We start from the raw sequence: 15,470 nt of genomic DNA, 5'->3' as shown, positions 1-15,470 counted from the left end.
CGAGAGCGCTGCCGTGCCCGAGCTCAGCGGCGGGTTGGCTGGCAGCGCTCGATGCGGTCGAGGTCGCCGGCGAGAAGGTCGCGGTGGCTGATGGTGAAGTCTCCGTTGAGCAGGGCGTCTCCTCCGCCGTAGTACTGGCCCACGACAGCGGCGGGGAGGAAGGAGCGCAGGCTGTGGCGCATGCCCTTGGGGTAGTCAACGATCTCGCCCCAGTCGGAGGGAGCCTGGTCGGTGGACATCAGGACCCAGTGATCGACGGGGACGACAGCGTCGAGATCGGGTACTGCTCCGGTGTGGCTGTCCAGCGCGGGCACGGTCAGCTGGTCGGGGTCGAGGGGCGAGTACCACAGCAGTAGGGGTTTGGCGCGCTGTGCGTCTGCGTTGTCGAAGCAGCAGAGGGCGACGGTGTGGTCGGGGAAGTGGTCGGCGTAGAAGCGTAGGAGGTCCGGGTCGAGGGATGGACGCCGGTGTGCTGGCACCTGGTGCAGTGCGGCTGGGATCGCGGTGGGGTCAGCGGCCAGGAGCACCGTGTAGACGTCGTGCTCGAAAACCTGGACGGCCTCCGGCTCCGCGCTCATCCACGCGATCTCGTCGACTGCGACGGCGATGGGTCGAACGGCGGCAACCATGCGCTCCAGGACGTCGCCACTGCGTCCGACGGAGAGGAAGTGCCCTGGGGTGAGTTGCTTGGTGGGCAGGTGCAGCAGCATTGCATTCGGACCACCGGCGAGGTTGACGGCGGTGTTCTGGTAGCCCAGGACATGAATGAGGCCGTGCACGGGGTGGTGTTGCCGACCGCAATACACGATCGTGCCGGAGAACGCGGCCTCACTGGTCGAGATGCACATGGTGGCAAGGTAGCGCCCCCGTTCGTGCGGGAACCGGGAGGGTCTGCAAGACTCCCGTTCTCAGTCGCACACAGATCGTCACGGCCTGCTGATCACCTTCACGGAATCTGTGCCTGAACCAGGCCATTCCGGTTCGGGCTGCTACGGCCGGTACACGTACGGCGTCGTGGTGCTCAGCCGCGCGAAGCCGAGGCGCTCCAGGACGGGGCGGCTCTGGTCGCTCGCGTCGACCTGGAGGTACTCGTAGCCGAGATCGGCCGCGAGGCGGGCACGGTGGGCGACCAGGGCGCGGTAGATGCCCTTGCCGCGCCAGCCGGGCACCGTGCCGCCGCCCCACAGGCCCGCGAAGCCGGTGCCCGGGTTCAGCTCCATCCGAGCCTCGCTCACCGGCTGGTCGCCGGCCATCGCGACGACCATGCCGACCGTCTCCGAGCTGTGCCGGAGGTGGTCGAGCATCCGCTCCCGCAGGCCGGGCAGGTCGGTGCCGAAGGCCAGCTCGTGGGCGGCCACCATGAGGTCCACCCCGGCCGGGTCGGTCACCGTCTCCAGCCGGACGCCCTCCGGCAGCACCGGGCCGGTCGGCAGGTCCCCGATCCGGGCGATCATCAGCGCCTCGTCCGGCTCGGCCGTGAACCCGGCCGCCAGCAGCCGCTGACCGAGGTCGGCGGGGCGGTCGTGGGCGTAGGTCTTCCACTCGAACTCCCGCCCCAGTTCGGTGAAGTAGCGCACCTGCGCGGCGATCGCCGCGTCCACCCCGGCCTCGTCCAGGCCCGACCAGACGACGCCGTTCCAGCCGTGCTCCCCGCCCAGCTGGCGCACCACCGCGCCGTCGCGCTCGACGCGGACCCCGGGGCCGTCGGGCTGCGCGTTGCGCCGGATCCGGTCGTCGAACAGGGCGAGTACGTGATCACGATCCATCCGATCACTCCAGCACGGCCCGCTGGTGCGCGCCACCGGTTTTCCGCCCCGCTTCCCGCCCCACCGCGTCCGACCTGGTGGCCTACTGCGCCAAGTACCCGCCGTCGACCGGCAGCACGACCCCCGTGATGAAGGAGGCGTCGTCCGAGGCGAGGAAGAGGACGGCGGCCGCGACCTCGGCCGGGTCGCCGAGGCGGCCCATCGGGTGCAGCTTCTCGATCGCCTCCAGGTACTCGGGCCCGCCGGGCTCCTCGCGCAGCCGGGCCACCCGCTCGGTGGAGATGGTGCCCGGGGCCACGGCGTTGACCCGGATCCCGCGGTCGGCCCACTCGACGGCGAGGTGCTTGGTCAGCCCGGAGGCGACGAACTTGGCCGGCCCGTACACCGACTGGCCGCGCTGGCCGGCCTCGCCGGAGATGGAGGACAGGCAGACGATCGAGCCGCCGGGCCGCTGCTGGGCGGTCATCGCCTGGACCGCGTACTTGCAGGTCAGGAACATCCCCCGGCCGTCGACGGCCATCACCCGGTCCCAGTCCTCGGCGGTCGCCTCGGTGATCTCCATCAGCGGGATCACCCCGGCGTTGGCCACCAGCACGTCCAGCCGCCCGTGCCGCTCGACGGCCGCCTCGACCATCCGCCGCGCGTCCTCGTCCCGGGACACGTCGCCCACCACCGTGCTGACGGCGCCCGGCAGCTGCTCCGCCAGCCGGCGCAGACCGTCCGCGTCCACATCGGTGGCGACCACCGACGCGCCCTCCCGGACGAACCGCTCGGCCACCGCCTTCCCGATGCCGCTCGCCGCCCCGGTCACCACGCAGGAGCGCCCGGCCAGCCGCCCTGCCTCGTTCACAGTCGCCATGGGCGGGACTCTACCGATCAAGGGGCCGGAAACCGGGCTTCCACGACGATCCCGCGTTCGGTCAGACCGTGAGGACGATCTTGCCGCGCAGGTGCCCGTGCTCGCTGACCCGCTGCGCCTCGGCCGCCTCCGCCAGCGGGAACACCCGGTGCAGCGGCAGCCGCAAGGTGCCCGCCTCGTGCAGGGCGAGCGCGGCCGCGTAGGCGCGCCCGTGGTACGGCTCGACGCCCTCGGCGCCACCCGAGAAGCGGATGCCGTGCTCCTGCGCGCCCGGGATGTCGGCGATCGTCAGCACCCGGTCCGCACTGCCCGTCAGCTCGACCGACAGCGGCAGCACCCCGCCCTGCCCGGCCGCGTCCAGCGCCCGGTCCACCCCGCCCGGAGCGGCCGCCCGCACCCGCTCGGCCAGGCCCTCGCCGTACGTCACCGGGATCGCGCCGAGCTCGCGCAGGTGGGCGTGGTTGGCCTCGCTCGCTGTGCCGACCACGGTGATCCCGCGCGCCCGGGCGAACTGCAGCAGCAGGGTACCCACCCCGCCGGCCGCGCCGTGCACCAGCAGGGTGTGGCCGGCCCGGACGCCGAGGAGGTCGAGGGCGCGCTCGGCGGTCTCGGCCGCCACCGGAATCGCGGCGGCCTGCTCCCAGCTCAGCGCGGCGGGCTTGGGCGCCAGCTGGTCCGCAGGCACCAGCGCCTGCTCGGCGTAGCCGCCGCCCATCACGGCACCGAACACCTCGTCGCCCGGCGCGAAGCCGGCGGCGCCGTCGCCGACCGCCTCCACCACGCCGGACAGCTCGTACCCGGGCACGGCGGGGAAGGTGACCGGGAAGAACCCGTCCAGCGCGCCGCTGCGCACCTTGTGGTCCAGCGGGTTGACGCCCACCGCGCGGACCGCGACCAGCACCTGGCCGGGGCCGGGGGCGGGCAGCTCGATGTCGATCGGGCGCAGCACGTCCGCGCCGCCGTACTGCGGGAAGGCGATCGCCTTGGTCATGGAAGATCCTTGGGGTTTCGATGAGTCGCGTGCTTCCGACGGCTCCATCCTGCGCCGGGGCCAGCGGGCGCCCGGCCAGCCGTTCGGACAGTTCGACCTGGCCGAACGGACAGGCGGCCGGCACCGGCTCCCGGACTAGGGTGGACGGCATGGACGACACGTGGCAGGAACACTGGGGCCGCCCCGAGGACGCGCTGGCGCGGGCCGTCGAGGTGCTGCGCGCACCCCGGCCGGATGTGCTGCCGCGCCTGTCGGAGGTGGTCGGCACCCTGGTCCCGCACGCGGCGATCGCGCACCTCAGCGGCATCTGCACCTACTCCCCCACCCACAGCTACGGCCCGCCCGAGCTGACCGAGGGCATCAGCGGCCTGGAACTGGCCCAGCTGGCCGACCGCGCGGCCGCGACGACCGCGGCCGGCCGGCCCTGGCAGGGTGAGGCCGAACTCGCGGGCCGCACCCGGCCGGTGGTGGTGGTCTCGGCCGCCCCTGGCGTCGGCAAGGGCGCGGTCCTGGTGCTCGTCCGGGCGACCGCCGAGCCGGTGGCCCCGGGCGCGCTCGCCGTCCTCCAGCAGCTGTGCGACCTGGTGATCGCCCACTCCGACCACCGCGCCACCGACGCCGCGCCCAGTCTGGCGGCGGTCTCCCGCGCCGCCGCCAACGCCCGCGCCCGGGCGATCGCCGAGTTCACCGGCACCCACAGCGCCGCCCTCAGCACAATCCTGGCGCCGCTGCGCTCGGCCGACCTGGACGACGCCGCCGCCCGCCGCGCCGCCACCGAACTGGCCGTCACCGCCCTGCTGGACCTGCGCCGGGGCGCCGACCTGGACCGCGCGCTCAGCGAGGAGCCCGCCGACGCCGCCTTCGCCCGGCTCGCCCGCGAACTGCGCCCGCTGCTGCGGCACGCCCGGGCCCGGCTGGACCTCGCGCCCCCGGCGGAGGCCGCCCGGTCGATCCCGGCCGACACCGCGCACACCGCCCGGGACGCCGTCCGGGTGGCCGTCCTGCTGATGCTGGAGCAGGACAAGCCGGGCCGGCTGCACGTGAGTTGGCAGTTCACCGGCGACGGGTCGCTGCGCGCCGTGGTCCGCGACGACGGCCTCGGTCTGCTCGCCGCCGACGCCCTGGCCGTCCACCGCACCGCCGACCGGATCACCGCGCTCGGCGGCCGCCACACCGTCGAGGCCGTCCCCGGCTGGGGCACCACCGTCACCGTCGACCTGCCGCTCGCCCTGCCCTCGCCCGCGACGGTCACCGACCCCCTGGACGGACTCCAGCCGCGCGAACTGGAGGTCCTCGACCAGCTGGCCCAGGGCCGCCGCAACCGGGACATCGCCGCCGCGCTGCACATCAGCGAGTCCACCGTGAAGTTCCATGTGGCCAACATCCTGGCCAAGTTGGGCGTCAGCTCGCGCGGCGAGGCGGCCGCCCTCGCCCACCGGGCGGGCCTGCCGGGGGCGCCGCAGCTGCACGTGGCATCGTGACCTGACCCGGCCGCGACGGACCGGGCTTGCGGGCAGGGCGCGACTGACTGCCGCCTGACCGCGCCACTGGGCCCCAGGAAGCGGTTCCTCCCGGGCGCGGACGCCCGGGGTTCCTCGCTGGATCACGCTGAAGCTCGTGGGCCACCCCGGAATCTGGTAGATCAGGTGGCATGACCGACCACCCGCTGCCCACCACCTGGGACCCCGCCGCCCCCGGCGTGCTCCGCCTGCCCTCCGGGCGGCTGCTGCGCGGCCGCGGCGTGCTCAAGCCTCTGCCGCCCGGTCCTCGGCCCACCTTCGGGGTCTACCTGTTGGGCCGCCCGCCGAAGGCCTCCGGTTGGGAGGCCCGCTGGGTGCGCTGGCCGGACTTCCGGCTGCCCGCCGACCGCGCCGACGCGGCCGACGCCTTCCGCGAGGCCTGGGAGCGCTGCGCCGTCGAGCGCGTCGAACTCGCCTGCGCGGGCGGGCGCGGCCGTACCGGCACCGCCCTCGCCTGCATCGCGGTGCTGGACGGCGTCCCGGCGGCGGAGGCCGTCGCGTACGTCCGTAAGCACTACAGCCCGCACGCGGTGGAGACGCCCTGGCAACGCAAGTTCGTGGAGCGCTGGGGCGGCTGACCCGGGCCCGCTCACGCCTCCCGGACGAGCGAGTCCCCCGCCGTCGTGAAGCGCAGCTCCGCCCCGGTCTCCTCGGGCCGCCACCCGGCGGCCAGGCCCGCCCGGACGAGGTCGGCGGTGAGCGCCGGGGTGACGGGTTCCAGCTGGAGGATCTCGGCGATCCGCTCGGGCGGGGCCGTCAGCAGCACCCCGTAGTGCAGCCAGGGGTCGTCGAAGCGCCGGGTGACGGCCAGAACCCGGCCGCCCCGGCCGGCCTGGTCCAGCCAGACGCGCACGACCACGTGTTCGCCGTCGCGGGAACGGACCGCCCAGCGGTAGTCACGGCCGTCGACGTGGATCCTGCGCGGTGCCCTCTGTGCCACCCCGCGACGATACGCCCCCGGCCCCGGGCACCGGCAGGGCGCGGTCCGAGGCGGGCGCTCACAGCTCCCAGGACTGCCCGGCCGCCCAGTCCTCCAGCGTGCGCCACTCGACGGACGGGTGCGCGGCGCGCAGGGCGTCGATGTCGATGTCGAGTCCGACCTCCTGGAAGTAGCGGAACATCGCGGCCAGGTCCTCGGAGTAGCCCGCCGCGACGGTCAACGGCACCTCCTCGAACCGGATCGGCCGTCCGCTGGCCGCAGTGACCGCAGCGGCGATCTGCTCGCCGGTGCGCCACTGCGAGGCGATGTCGATCCGCTGGCCGGCGTACGCGTCCGGATGCGTCAGGACGTGGGCGGCGAAGGCGCCGATGGTCTCGGCGGCGATCACCGGGAGGGGGACGCCGGGCGGCATGGGCAGGTGGAGGACGCCCTCCCGCAACGACTCCAGCGTCCAGCCGTTGGAGTAGTTCTCCATGAAGGCGCCCGGCCCGAGCACAGTCCACGGCAGGCCGAGGCCCGCGAGGTGCTGCTCGATGCGGCGCTTGCTCTCGAAGTGCGGGATGCCGGTCGGGCGGTCGGCGTTGGCGGCCGAGGTGAAGACGATGTGTCGGACGGTGCCGACGGCGCGGGCGGCGTCGAGCAGCGCGACACCTTGGCGGACCTCAGTGTCGAAGCCAGTACCGAACGGGGTGGACATCGCGAACAGTGCGCCGGCACCGTCGAGGGCGGCGCTGAGCGAGGACGGATCGTCGAAGTCGGCTCGGACCAACTCGGCGCCGAGAGCGGCGAGTTCGACGGCCGCCGGCGAGTCGACATCGCGGGTGAGGGCCCGGACCGGGTGCCCGGCCCGCAGCAGGGCACGGGCGGTGGCGCCACCCTGGGCGCCGGTGGCACCGGTGACGGCACCGGGAAGCTGGGCAATTATCTGCGTCATGCAGATAAAAATAGAGAGAGACGCCTGCGTCGCGCAACCATTTATCGGGAACCCGGCTACCCTTCCCCCATGACGCCCACCCGCGACGAACTGTTGGCGCAGCTCTGGCCGGTCTCGCGCCGCTACCTGGCCTCCTACGTGCTGTTCAACCAGGCCGTCGCCGACCACCTCGGCATGCACCCGACCGACGTCCAGTGCCTCAACCTGCTCACCCTGGAGGACGGACCGGTCACCACCGGCCGGATCGCCGAGCTGACCGGCCTCACCAGCGGCTCGGCGACCCGGCTGGTCGACCGGCTGGAGAAGGCCGGCCTGGTCGCCCGGCAACGCGACGAGGCGGACCGCCGCCGGGTGCTGGTGGCCGTCCTCCCCGAGGCGCTGGAGCGCTTCGGGGAGGTGTGGCGCAGCCTCAGCGGCGACTGGGTGGCGATCTTCGCCGAAGACAGCGAGGACGAACTCGCCTTTCTGCTGCGGCACATGAACCGCACGGTGGAGCTCGGCCACCGCCAGATCGCCCGCCTGGCGAGCGGGGACGTCTAGGACTTCCAGGCTGTCCAGGCCTTCTAGGTCTTCCGCAGCTCCGGCGCCGGAACCCCGATCAGCAGCCGCCGCACCGCGTCCCACGCCGTCCGCAGCGCGGCCGCGCAGGCCCGGGTGTCGGAGCCGAGCAGCCGCAGCCAGGCGCCGCTGTCCTGCGGCAGCACGCTGACCCCGCACAACAGGCCGCACTCCGCCAGCGCCCCGTGCAGCACGTCCGCGATCCGCGCGGCCGGGGCGAGCGGGCTGAGCACGTACAGGCTGGACATCACATCATGCCCGCCGAGCACGGCCGGACCGGCCACGCCGCCGCCCGCGGGCTCCAGCCGCACCGTGTCCAGCGCCACCAACTCGCCTTCCGGGCGCCGCACTTCGAGGTCCGCAGCGAACACCTGGTAGGCGTGCCGCTCGCCCCGGGCGAGCCGGCCGGCGAGCAGTGTCTCCCCGGCCACCACCGTCGCACCCGTGTCCACGGTCAGCACCGTCCGCTGGTAGAAGCGGGAGTCGACGAAGGGGATCACCGGCTCGGGCAGGTACTCGACGTAGGCGCCCGGCCCGGCCGACAGGTTGAGCAGCTGGGTCGCGTAGTCGTGCTCCATCCGGTAGACCTTGGTGGCCGCCTGGGTGGTCAGGTGGACCGCCGTGTCGGCGCCGCAGCGGATGTCCGTACGCAGCCGGTCGGCCTGCAGGATGCCGCCGCCGGTGGACATCAGCAGGGTGACGGCGAGGTCGGGGCGGGCCGGGTCGAAGTAGAGCGGGCGCGTGATCTGCAGCGGCGACTTCTGGTAGTGGCCGGTGAGTTCGGTACGCCCGCCGATCCGCTCGAAGGCCAGTTCCAGCAGCCCGACCTTGCCGGGGCACCCGACCGCGAGGGTGTCGGGAGTCCCGGCGTGCCGGCGGACCTCGTACGGGACGCGGGCCAGCTCGTAGTGCCGGGGGTCGAGCCGGGGCACCGGCCCCTGCGGCGAGGCCTCCGCCGCCACGGTCACGCCGAGACCTTCCGGAAGGTCTCCAGGAAGGTCGCGATCTCCTCCAGCCCCTCCCCGGTCAGGCAGTTGGTGAGCACCACCGGCCCGCCCTCGCGGACCCGCCGGGCGTCGGACTCCATGATGCCGAGGTCGGCACGGACGTACTGGGCGATGTCGATCTTGTTGATGACCAGCAGGTCCGACTCGGTGATGCCCGGGCCTCGCTTGCGGGGCATCTTCTCGCCCTCGGCGGTGTCCAGGACGAACAGGAAGAGGTCGACCAACACCGGACTGAAGGTCAGGGTGAGGTTGTCGCCGCCGGACTCGAACAGCAGGGTGTCGACGTCCGGAAAGCGCTCCAGGATCTCGGCCCCGGCCGCCAGGTTCATGGTCGGGTCGTCCCGTACGGCGGTGTGCGGGCAGGCGCCGGTCTCGACACCGACGACCCGCTCGGGGTCGAGCACCCCGGCCAGGGTGCGGCGCACGTGCTGGGCGTCCTCCTGGGTGTAGATGTCGTTGGTGATGACCGCCGGGCGGTGGCCGCGCTCGATCAGCACCGGGACGAGCGCCTCGATCAGCGCCGTCTTGCCGGAGCCGACCGGGCCGCCGATGCCCACGCGGAGCACGTTCTCGGTCATGTGGTCTCCCTTACTCGTTTACTCGTTGACCTTCGGCTCGCGGTTGACCTTCAGCTCGCCGTTGGCGTTCAGCTCGCGAACAGCCGGGCCTCGGCCCGCTCGTGGCGTCCGGACATCGCGTCCGCGACCGGCACGCAGCCGCCCAGGTCCGCCAACTCCCGCACCAGGGCGGCCTCCACCACCTCGCGGATCACCGGCGCCGCCGCCCGCAGCACCACCTGCGCCTTGCGGTGGTCGGTCAGCCGAAGCCGCAGCGCGGCGCCGACGAAGCTGGTGCAGAAGGCGAACAGGTCGCCGGCGACGGCCTGTTCGACGGGGACGGCCGCCGAGGCATAGGCCACCCCGGCGGCCACCGCCTGGCAGCCCGGGGCCCGTTTCGCCGCGACCAGCGCCGCGTACCGCTCCAGCGGCTCGCCACCCACCGACTCCCGGGCGATGTCCAGGAGTTGACGCCCGGTGCGGGTGGCGGCCAGGCGCAGCTCGCGGTTGAGCTTGGTGGCGTGCAGCCGCTGGTCGGTCTCGGCGAGCAGCTCCCAGTCCCCGGCCGAGGCTGCCCGGTGGGCCAGCGCCAGCGCCGTGGCGTCGGACGGTCCGACGCTGTGCCGCAGCAGGTCGGCGAGCAGCTCGGGCATGGTGTCCGGGGTGACGGCCTTGGCCTGGGAGTAGCCCTCCAGGCCGTGCGAGAGGGTGTAGAAGCCGCTGGGGAAGGCGGAGTCGGTCAGTTGAAGGCTGACCAGCAGGGCGTCGAGGTGTCCCACTCGCCCCTGAGAACTACTCACCGAACGCCTCCCAGGAAGCCCCAGCCGTCACGCCAAGGAGATGAGGAGCCCCCGCCCGGATGGTCGGGGAGGGTACACGGCTCGAAGTCGTGCAGCGGCAAAGTGGTCTCCGGAGGTTCTGACGTGAGTGGCTGTCAGCGCCTGCCCGTAGAGCGGGCATGGCTCGCATCGGTGGGTGTGGACCCGTTGATTCAGTCGCTTCGAGACCTGGACACCGCCTACCGGAACTTCTTCGACTCGGTGTCCGGCAAGCGTGCTGGACGTCCGGTGAGTGTGCCTCGCTTCAAGTCGAAGCGGGACAGCCGGGAGTCGCTGCGGTTCACCCGGCGACCTGTCACGCACGGGTGTCCGTGCCACAGGCGCGGGAGGAATCCCTGTCCCCTGGGACGGGGAGGATGTCAAGCGAGGTAGAACAGGTGGTTGAGCGGCAGCTCGCGGGCGGGCTCGATGGTGGCCGGTTCGCCGTCCAGGGTGACCTTGTACGTCTCCGGGTCGACCGCGATCTTCGGCAGCGCGTCGTTGCGCAGCATGTGTTGCTTGCCGACCGAGCGGCAGCGTCGCACCGGCAACACCCGACTTTCCAGCCCGAGTTGGGCCGGGACCCCGAGGTCCACGGCGGCCTGGGACATGAAGGAGACCCGGGTGGCCTGCTTGGCCCGCCCGTACGCGCCGAACATCGGGCGGTAGTAGACCGGCTGCGGGGTGGGCAGCGAGGCGTTCGGATCGCCCATCAGGGCCCAGTTGATCATGCCGCCCTTGATGACCATCTTCGGCTTGGCGGCGAAGGAGTTGATCGGCCAGAGGACGATGTCGGCCAGCTTGCCGGGCTCCAGCGAGCCGATGTGGTCGGCGGTGCCGGAGGCGACGGCCGGGTTGATGGTGAGCTTGGCGAGGTAGCGCAGCACGCGGAAGTTGTCGTTGCGCTCGGTGTCGCCGGCCAGCTTGCCGCGCTGTCCCTTGCAGTGGTGGGCGGTCTGGAAGGCACGGGTGAAGGACTCCCCGATCCGGCCCATGGCCTGTGAGTCGGAGGAGAGGATCGAGATGACGCCCTCGTCGTGCAGCACGGTCTCGGCGGCGATGGTCTCGGCGCGCACCCGGGAGTCGGCGAAGGAGACGTCCTCGGGGATGTCGTGGCTGAGGTGGTGGCAGACCATCACCATGTCCAGCAGTTCGTCCACCGAGTTGACGGTGTAGGGCAGGGTCGGGTTGGTGGAGGACGGCAGCACGTTGGGCTCGCCGGCGATCCGCATGATGTCGGGTGCGTGGCCGCCGCCCGCGCCCTCGGTGTGGAAGGTGTGGATGGTGCGGCCGTCGATCGCGGAGAGGGTGTCCTCGAAGTAGCCGGACTCGTTCAGGGTGTCGGTGTGGATGGCCACCTGCACGTCGTACTCGTCGGCCACGCTCAGCGCGCTGTCGATCGCGGCCGGGGTGCTGCCCCAGTCCTCGTGCACCTTGAGGCCGCACACCCCCGCCTCGACCTGCTCGCGCAGCGCGCCCGGCAGCGAGCCGTTGCCCTTGCCGAGCAGACCGACGTTGACCGGGAGGTCCTCGACCGCCTGGTACATCCGGCCGATGTTCCACGGCCCGGGCGTGCAGGTGGTGCCGTTGGTGCCGTCGGAGGGTCCGGTGCCCCCGCCGATCAGGGTGGTGATGCCGTTGCTCAGCGCCTCCTGCACCTGCTGCGGGGAGATGAAGTGGATGTGGGTGTCGATGCCGCCGGCGGTGGCGATCAGGTGCTCGCCGGAAATCACCTCGGTGCCGGGGCCGATCACCAGCTTCGGGTGCACGCCGCTCTGGGTGTGCGGGTTGCCGGCCTTCCCGACGGCGGTGATGAAGCCGTCCTTGACGCCGATGTCGCCCTTGACGACGCCGAGCACCGGGTCCATCACGACGACGTTGGTGATGACCAGGTCGAGCGCGCCCTGGACGGAGGTGGCGGCCGGGTCCTGGGCCATGCCGTCGCGGATGCCCTTGCCGCCGCCGTAGACGGCCTCGTCGCCGTAGTGGCCCTGGTTGTGGTCCTGCTCGATCTCGACCACCAGGTTGGTGTCGGCGAGGTGGAAGCGGTCGCCGACGGTGGGACCGAAGAGGTCGGTGTACTGCTTGCGGGACAGGATGGCCATCAGCGGTCGCCTTCCTGGCGGTTCTCGTGGTTCTCGTCGTTCCTGTGGCTCGCGTGGCTCTCGTGGCTCTCGGTGTGGAAGTCCGCGTGGGGGTGGTCGTCCTTGAGGTCGAGGTTGGTGCCCTTGAAGCCGTGGGCAATCGCCCGGTCGATGGCGCGGGCGCGGGTGGCGGGCGCGGTGATGCCGCCGTCCACGAGGTTGCTGAAGCCGACCAGGCGGCGGTGGCCGCCGAACTCGGCGAGCGTGACGTCCTTGGTGTCGCCGGGCTCGAAGCGGACGGCGGTGCCGGCCGGGATGTCGAGGTGCTTGCCGAAGGCGGCGTTACGGTCGAAGTCGAGGGCGCGGTTGGCCTCGAAGAAGTGGTAGTGGGAACCGACCTGGATCGCCCGGTCGCCCGTGTTGCTGACCGTGATGACGGCCTTGGCGCGGTCGGCGTTGATCTCCACCGGGTCGTCGCCGTACAGGTATGCGGCGCCACCAGACATGGCTTGCCTTCCTCTCTGCCGGTTCAGTGGGGGGTGTGCGCGGGGGCGTGGGGGTGCTGGTGCGAGTGGCCGTGGGGGTGCGTGTGGTGGTGCCCTTCGCCCGGGCCGTGGCCGTGGGCGTAGCCGTGGCCGTGCTCGGCGTCGAGGCCGGCCGCGATGCCGTCCTCGCCGTGGCCGAGCAGGTGCAGCGCCGCAGCCGTCCGGGCCGCGACCACCCCGGCGATCGCGGACGGCCGCAGCAGCGGCCCGCCGTCCCGCACGCCGGGCAGGGCGGTGCGCAGCGCCGGACCGAAGGAGGCCGGGACGGCCGTCACCTCCCGCGCGCCGAGCAGGCGGCAGCGTTCGGCACCCTCGGCGGGGTCCGGGTCGCCGCCCGCGAGGGCGACCTCGACCCAGCGGTGGCGCCCGTACTGGCGGACCAGGCGGGCGATCCGGAACAACTCGGCGTCCTGGAAGGGCCCGGCCACCGGGGCGGTGACGAGTACGGCGCCCTCGACGCCGGCTCCGGCCGCGGCGCGCAGCCAGCCGATCAGGTGCTCGACGGCGCCGAAGGGGGCGGTCAGCGCGACCCGCCCCCGGCCCTCGCCGGCCGCCAGCCAGCGCAGGGCGCGGGCGGTGTCGGCGACCAGCCCGGGGTCGCGTCCGAGTGTCATCGGCACGACGCACACCGGTCCGTCGGCAGCCGCCAGCGCCGACCGTACGGCCTCGGCGAGTTGCCGGCCCGAAGCGGCCGCGGCCCGCACGGTGGGCCCGTTCGCGGCGGGTCGGCGTTCCACCAGGGCGGCCAGGTCGCGGCCGCCGCCGCTCTCGTGGCCGCCGGCCAGCACCACCGTGGCGGGCCCGGCGGTGGCGGCCTGACGCCCCGGCATCCTCAGGCACTCACGGGGTCGTGACAGGAGACCAGCTTGGTGCCGTCCAGGAACGCGGCCTCGACCTGGAGCAGCGACAGCATCTCGCGCACACCGGGCATCACGTCCGCGCTGCTGACGGCCTGCTTGCCGATCTCCATGCACTCGGCGACGGTGCGGCCGTCCCGGGCGCCCTCCATGATCGCCTCGCTGATCAGCGCGCAGGCCTCGCTGTAGTTGAGCTTGACGCCGCGGTCACGGCGTTTACGGGCCAGATCGGCCACGACGTAGATGTAGAGCTTGTCCATCTCACGCGGGGAGAGATTCACGGGAATCACTCTTCCTTCCGAGAATCCGATGAAATGAAAGGGAGTTGGACGACGGAAGCCCAGGTTCGGCACCTGCCGGGATCAGACCGGACGCAACCGGGGAATCGCCGGTGCCGCTGCCAGGAACAGCATGGCGGTCAGGACGAAGGGCCAGGTGAAGGCGTGGCCGCCAAAGGGCGCGGAGATCGCGCCGAGCGCCGGGGTCTCTTCCGCTCTCCCTTCGGACAGGCCTTCGGAGGCAGCTTCGGGAGCCCCTTTCAAGGCACCTTCCCCACCCTTTTGTCGAGCCACACAACGCACCGGTACCCCGTACGGCCGAGGGGCCCCGGAGATTACCCGGGAGCCCGTTCGGCGATTCGTTGGGAACCGTACTCCTGCGGATTGCCGAATGGGATGGACACCTGGCGTCACGCCAGATCAACCCCGAGTGACCGCCACCGCCCTGAGCTGCAACATTCTGTTGAAAGCGAACCCTCGGCGGGCGGCCGGGGAGGGCAATTCTTTGCGAAGTTTTACTTGCAGGTAACAGGCCTCGGGCGGCCGCGCCAACCAATCCGCGACAAATGCCACACGTCACGCAAACACGGGCACCCCGGGCTGTGGGAACGCTGTGAAACGGGGCGTCGACGTGGCGGAAACGTGTTCGACCCGTTGGGCTGCGACGACTGCGCTCGCACCGGATTCCGTCAGTCGGCCGCACGCACCGCCGTGCCGAGCTTCCGGAGCAGGAACCGCTCCGCGGAGTCCAGCTCGAAGTCGGGCACCGCCATGTGGCCCCCCGGGTTGGCGTGCAGCGTCTTCGCCGCCGAGCCCAGTGCGCCGTACACCGCCAACGCGTTCTCGCGGAGCACGAGTTCGTCGTCCCACTGCAGCACGAACTGCACCGGCGCGACCACCCGCCGCGCCGCCTCCCGTTGCGTCGCATGCCCAGTGAGCCCGAACACCGCAGCAGCGATGCGGGGTTCGGCCGCGGCGAGCGGAATGCCGATCACGCTACCCAGCGACAACCCCCAGTACCCGACCGGGCCGAGGCCGCCGCCGGCCTCGTCCAGGGCATTCAGCACCGCCCGCCACTCGGGCACCGCCCGCTCCGCGAGCGCCGCCGTGTGCCGCGCCACCCAGGCGCTGATCGGCCGCCCGGCCGACAGCAACTCCTCGATCTCCGTGGCGAATCGCTCGTCCTGCGCGGTGCGCTCCCGCTCGCCGTGCCCGGGGGCGTCGATCGACACCGCCGCCCACCCGTACCGCGTCACGCATCGACGGGCCCGCTCCACCACTCCCGGCCCCAGCTTGTGCTGCCCACCCCCGTACCCCAGCAGCACCAACGGCCGCGCGCTCAGGGCGGATCCCTCGGGTTGCCAGAGCACGCCGGGTACGCCGTCGAGGGTGAAGCGGCGCTGGGTCACGCCGACCGAGCTGAGGTCCGGGATGGTGTCCGTGGTGAAGTGCATTCCCTCATCATGGCGCCCGACACACGTTCGAGTCCTGCCCTTTCACCGCCCTGGCCAATAGTCACCACGCAGTGGGCGCATCGGAGGCCAGGACGGTGCGGGTTGGTTCGCGCCCCGTCAGCGGACCACGTCGAACACCTACGCCTGCAGGCCTTTGACATAGACCGAGATGATCACCCGGCGGATGGTAAGGAGCGCGGCAGCCGGACGCGAGGGAGTTGGCAATCCGTTGGCGCGCCCCGAGCCCCACGCCACGAATGTCCGGATGCGCGAACTGGAACTGTCCGACGGAGTCATCACAC

At 72.4% G+C, this 15,470-nt stretch carries 18 protein-coding genes; 3 read left to right on the top strand and 15 right to left on the bottom strand.

The genetic code is table 11. The features are described 5' to 3' along the window. Nucleotides 1-23: 23 nt before the first annotated feature. From ACWC9T_RS26585 to ACWC9T_RS26570, 4 genes are all read right to left on the bottom strand, one after another. Nucleotides 24-848, bottom strand: a complete 825-nt coding sequence (locus ACWC9T_RS26585) for a hypothetical protein (RefSeq protein ID WP_449823566.1) — start codon at nt 846-848, stop codon at nt 24-26. Between the two features lie 141 nt (nt 849-989). Then, nucleotides 990-1,766 (bottom strand): GNAT family N-acetyltransferase, encoded by a 777-nt coding sequence (locus tag ACWC9T_RS26580; protein ID WP_449823565.1) that lies wholly within the window; start codon nt 1,764-1,766, stop codon nt 990-992. Nucleotides 1,767-1,848: 82 nt separating this feature from the next. Further along, nucleotides 1,849-2,625 (bottom strand): SDR family NAD(P)-dependent oxidoreductase, encoded by a 777-nt coding sequence (locus tag ACWC9T_RS26575; RefSeq protein WP_449823564.1) that lies wholly within the window; start codon nt 2,623-2,625, stop codon nt 1,849-1,851. Nucleotides 2,626-2,686: 61 nt separating this feature from the next. Then, a complete protein-coding gene (locus ACWC9T_RS26570) occupies nt 2,687-3,616 on the bottom strand; it encodes an NADP-dependent oxidoreductase (protein ID WP_449823563.1) in 930 nt (309 codons plus the stop codon). 149 nt (nt 3,617-3,765) lie between these two features. On the opposite strand from ACWC9T_RS26570, the gene ACWC9T_RS26565 reads away from it, so the two are divergent. After that, nucleotides 3,766-5,097 (top strand): helix-turn-helix domain-containing protein, encoded by a 1,332-nt coding sequence (locus ACWC9T_RS26565; protein WP_449823562.1) that lies wholly within the window; start codon nt 3,766-3,768, stop codon nt 5,095-5,097. Between the two features lie 170 nt (nt 5,098-5,267). Then, nucleotides 5,268-5,714: a protein-tyrosine phosphatase family protein gene (locus ACWC9T_RS26560; RefSeq protein ID WP_449823561.1), complete on the top strand. Its 447-nt coding sequence runs from the start codon at nt 5,268-5,270 to the stop codon at nt 5,712-5,714. An 11-nt stretch (nt 5,715-5,725) separates the two neighbouring features. On the opposite strand, the gene ACWC9T_RS26555 is transcribed toward ACWC9T_RS26560, so the two are convergent. Continuing rightward, nucleotides 5,726-6,076, bottom strand: a complete 351-nt coding sequence (locus ACWC9T_RS26555) for a hypothetical protein (protein ID WP_449823560.1) — start codon at nt 6,074-6,076, stop codon at nt 5,726-5,728. A 58-nt stretch (nt 6,077-6,134) separates the two neighbouring features. Further along, nucleotides 6,135-7,010, bottom strand: a complete 876-nt coding sequence (locus tag ACWC9T_RS26550; protein ID WP_449823559.1) for an NmrA/HSCARG family protein — start codon at nt 7,008-7,010, stop codon at nt 6,135-6,137. A 69-nt stretch (nt 7,011-7,079) separates the two neighbouring features. Here ACWC9T_RS26550 and ACWC9T_RS26545 point away from each other — a divergent pair, with 69 nt between their 5' ends. Next, on the top strand, nt 7,080-7,550 hold the full coding sequence (locus ACWC9T_RS26545; RefSeq protein WP_449823558.1) for a MarR family winged helix-turn-helix transcriptional regulator: 471 nt from the start codon (nt 7,080-7,082) through the stop codon (nt 7,548-7,550). Nucleotides 7,551-7,573: 23 nt separating this feature from the next. Here the strand turns inward: ACWC9T_RS26545 and ACWC9T_RS26540 are convergent, their stop codons facing one another. The 9 genes from ACWC9T_RS26540 to ACWC9T_RS26500 all read right to left on the bottom strand — a co-directional run bounded on the left by ACWC9T_RS26540 (nt 7,574) and on the right by ACWC9T_RS26500 (nt 15,168). After that, nucleotides 7,574-8,536, bottom strand: a complete 963-nt coding sequence (locus ACWC9T_RS26540) for an urease accessory protein UreD (protein ID WP_449823557.1) — start codon at nt 8,534-8,536, stop codon at nt 7,574-7,576. Then, nucleotides 8,533-9,153 (bottom strand): urease accessory protein UreG, encoded by a 621-nt coding sequence (gene ureG, locus ACWC9T_RS26535; protein WP_449823556.1) that lies wholly within the window; start codon nt 9,151-9,153, stop codon nt 8,533-8,535. The genes ACWC9T_RS26540 and ureG overlap by 4 nt, the downstream gene beginning before the upstream one ends. 68 nt (nt 9,154-9,221) lie before the next feature. Further along, nucleotides 9,222-9,932 carry an urease accessory protein UreF gene (locus tag ACWC9T_RS26530; RefSeq protein ID WP_449823555.1) on the bottom strand — a complete coding sequence of 237 codons (711 nt, stop codon included), beginning with the start codon at nt 9,930-9,932 and terminating at the stop codon, nt 9,222-9,224. Between the two features lie 398 nt (nt 9,933-10,330). Then, nucleotides 10,331-12,055, bottom strand: a complete 1,725-nt coding sequence (ureC, locus tag ACWC9T_RS26525) for an urease subunit alpha (RefSeq protein ID WP_449823554.1) — start codon at nt 12,053-12,055, stop codon at nt 10,331-10,333. Beyond that, a complete protein-coding gene (locus ACWC9T_RS26520) occupies nt 12,055-12,540 on the bottom strand; it encodes an urease subunit beta (protein ID WP_449823553.1) in 486 nt (161 codons plus the stop codon). The genes ureC and ACWC9T_RS26520 overlap by 1 nt, the downstream gene beginning before the upstream one ends. Before the next feature lie 23 nt (nt 12,541-12,563). After that, nucleotides 12,564-13,409 (bottom strand): cobalamin biosynthesis protein CbiX, encoded by an 846-nt coding sequence (locus tag ACWC9T_RS26515; RefSeq protein WP_449823552.1) that lies wholly within the window; start codon nt 13,407-13,409, stop codon nt 12,564-12,566. Between the two features lie 2 nt (nt 13,410-13,411). Beyond that, a complete protein-coding gene (locus tag ACWC9T_RS26510; protein ID WP_449823551.1) occupies nt 13,412-13,717 on the bottom strand; it encodes an urease subunit gamma in 306 nt (101 codons plus the stop codon). Between the two features lie 81 nt (nt 13,718-13,798). Next, nucleotides 13,799-13,978 carry a hypothetical protein gene (locus ACWC9T_RS26505; RefSeq protein ID WP_449823550.1) on the bottom strand — a complete coding sequence of 60 codons (180 nt, stop codon included), beginning with the start codon at nt 13,976-13,978 and terminating at the stop codon, nt 13,799-13,801. A gap of 425 nt (nt 13,979-14,403) precedes the next feature. Continuing rightward, nucleotides 14,404-15,168 (bottom strand): alpha/beta hydrolase, encoded by a 765-nt coding sequence (locus ACWC9T_RS26500; protein ID WP_449823549.1) that lies wholly within the window; start codon nt 15,166-15,168, stop codon nt 14,404-14,406. Between the last annotated feature and the right edge of the window lie 302 nt (nt 15,169-15,470).

It is taken from the genome of Kitasatospora sp. NPDC001159 (assembly GCF_053598235.1).
This window is presented reverse-complemented; position numbering and strand designations above follow the sequence as displayed.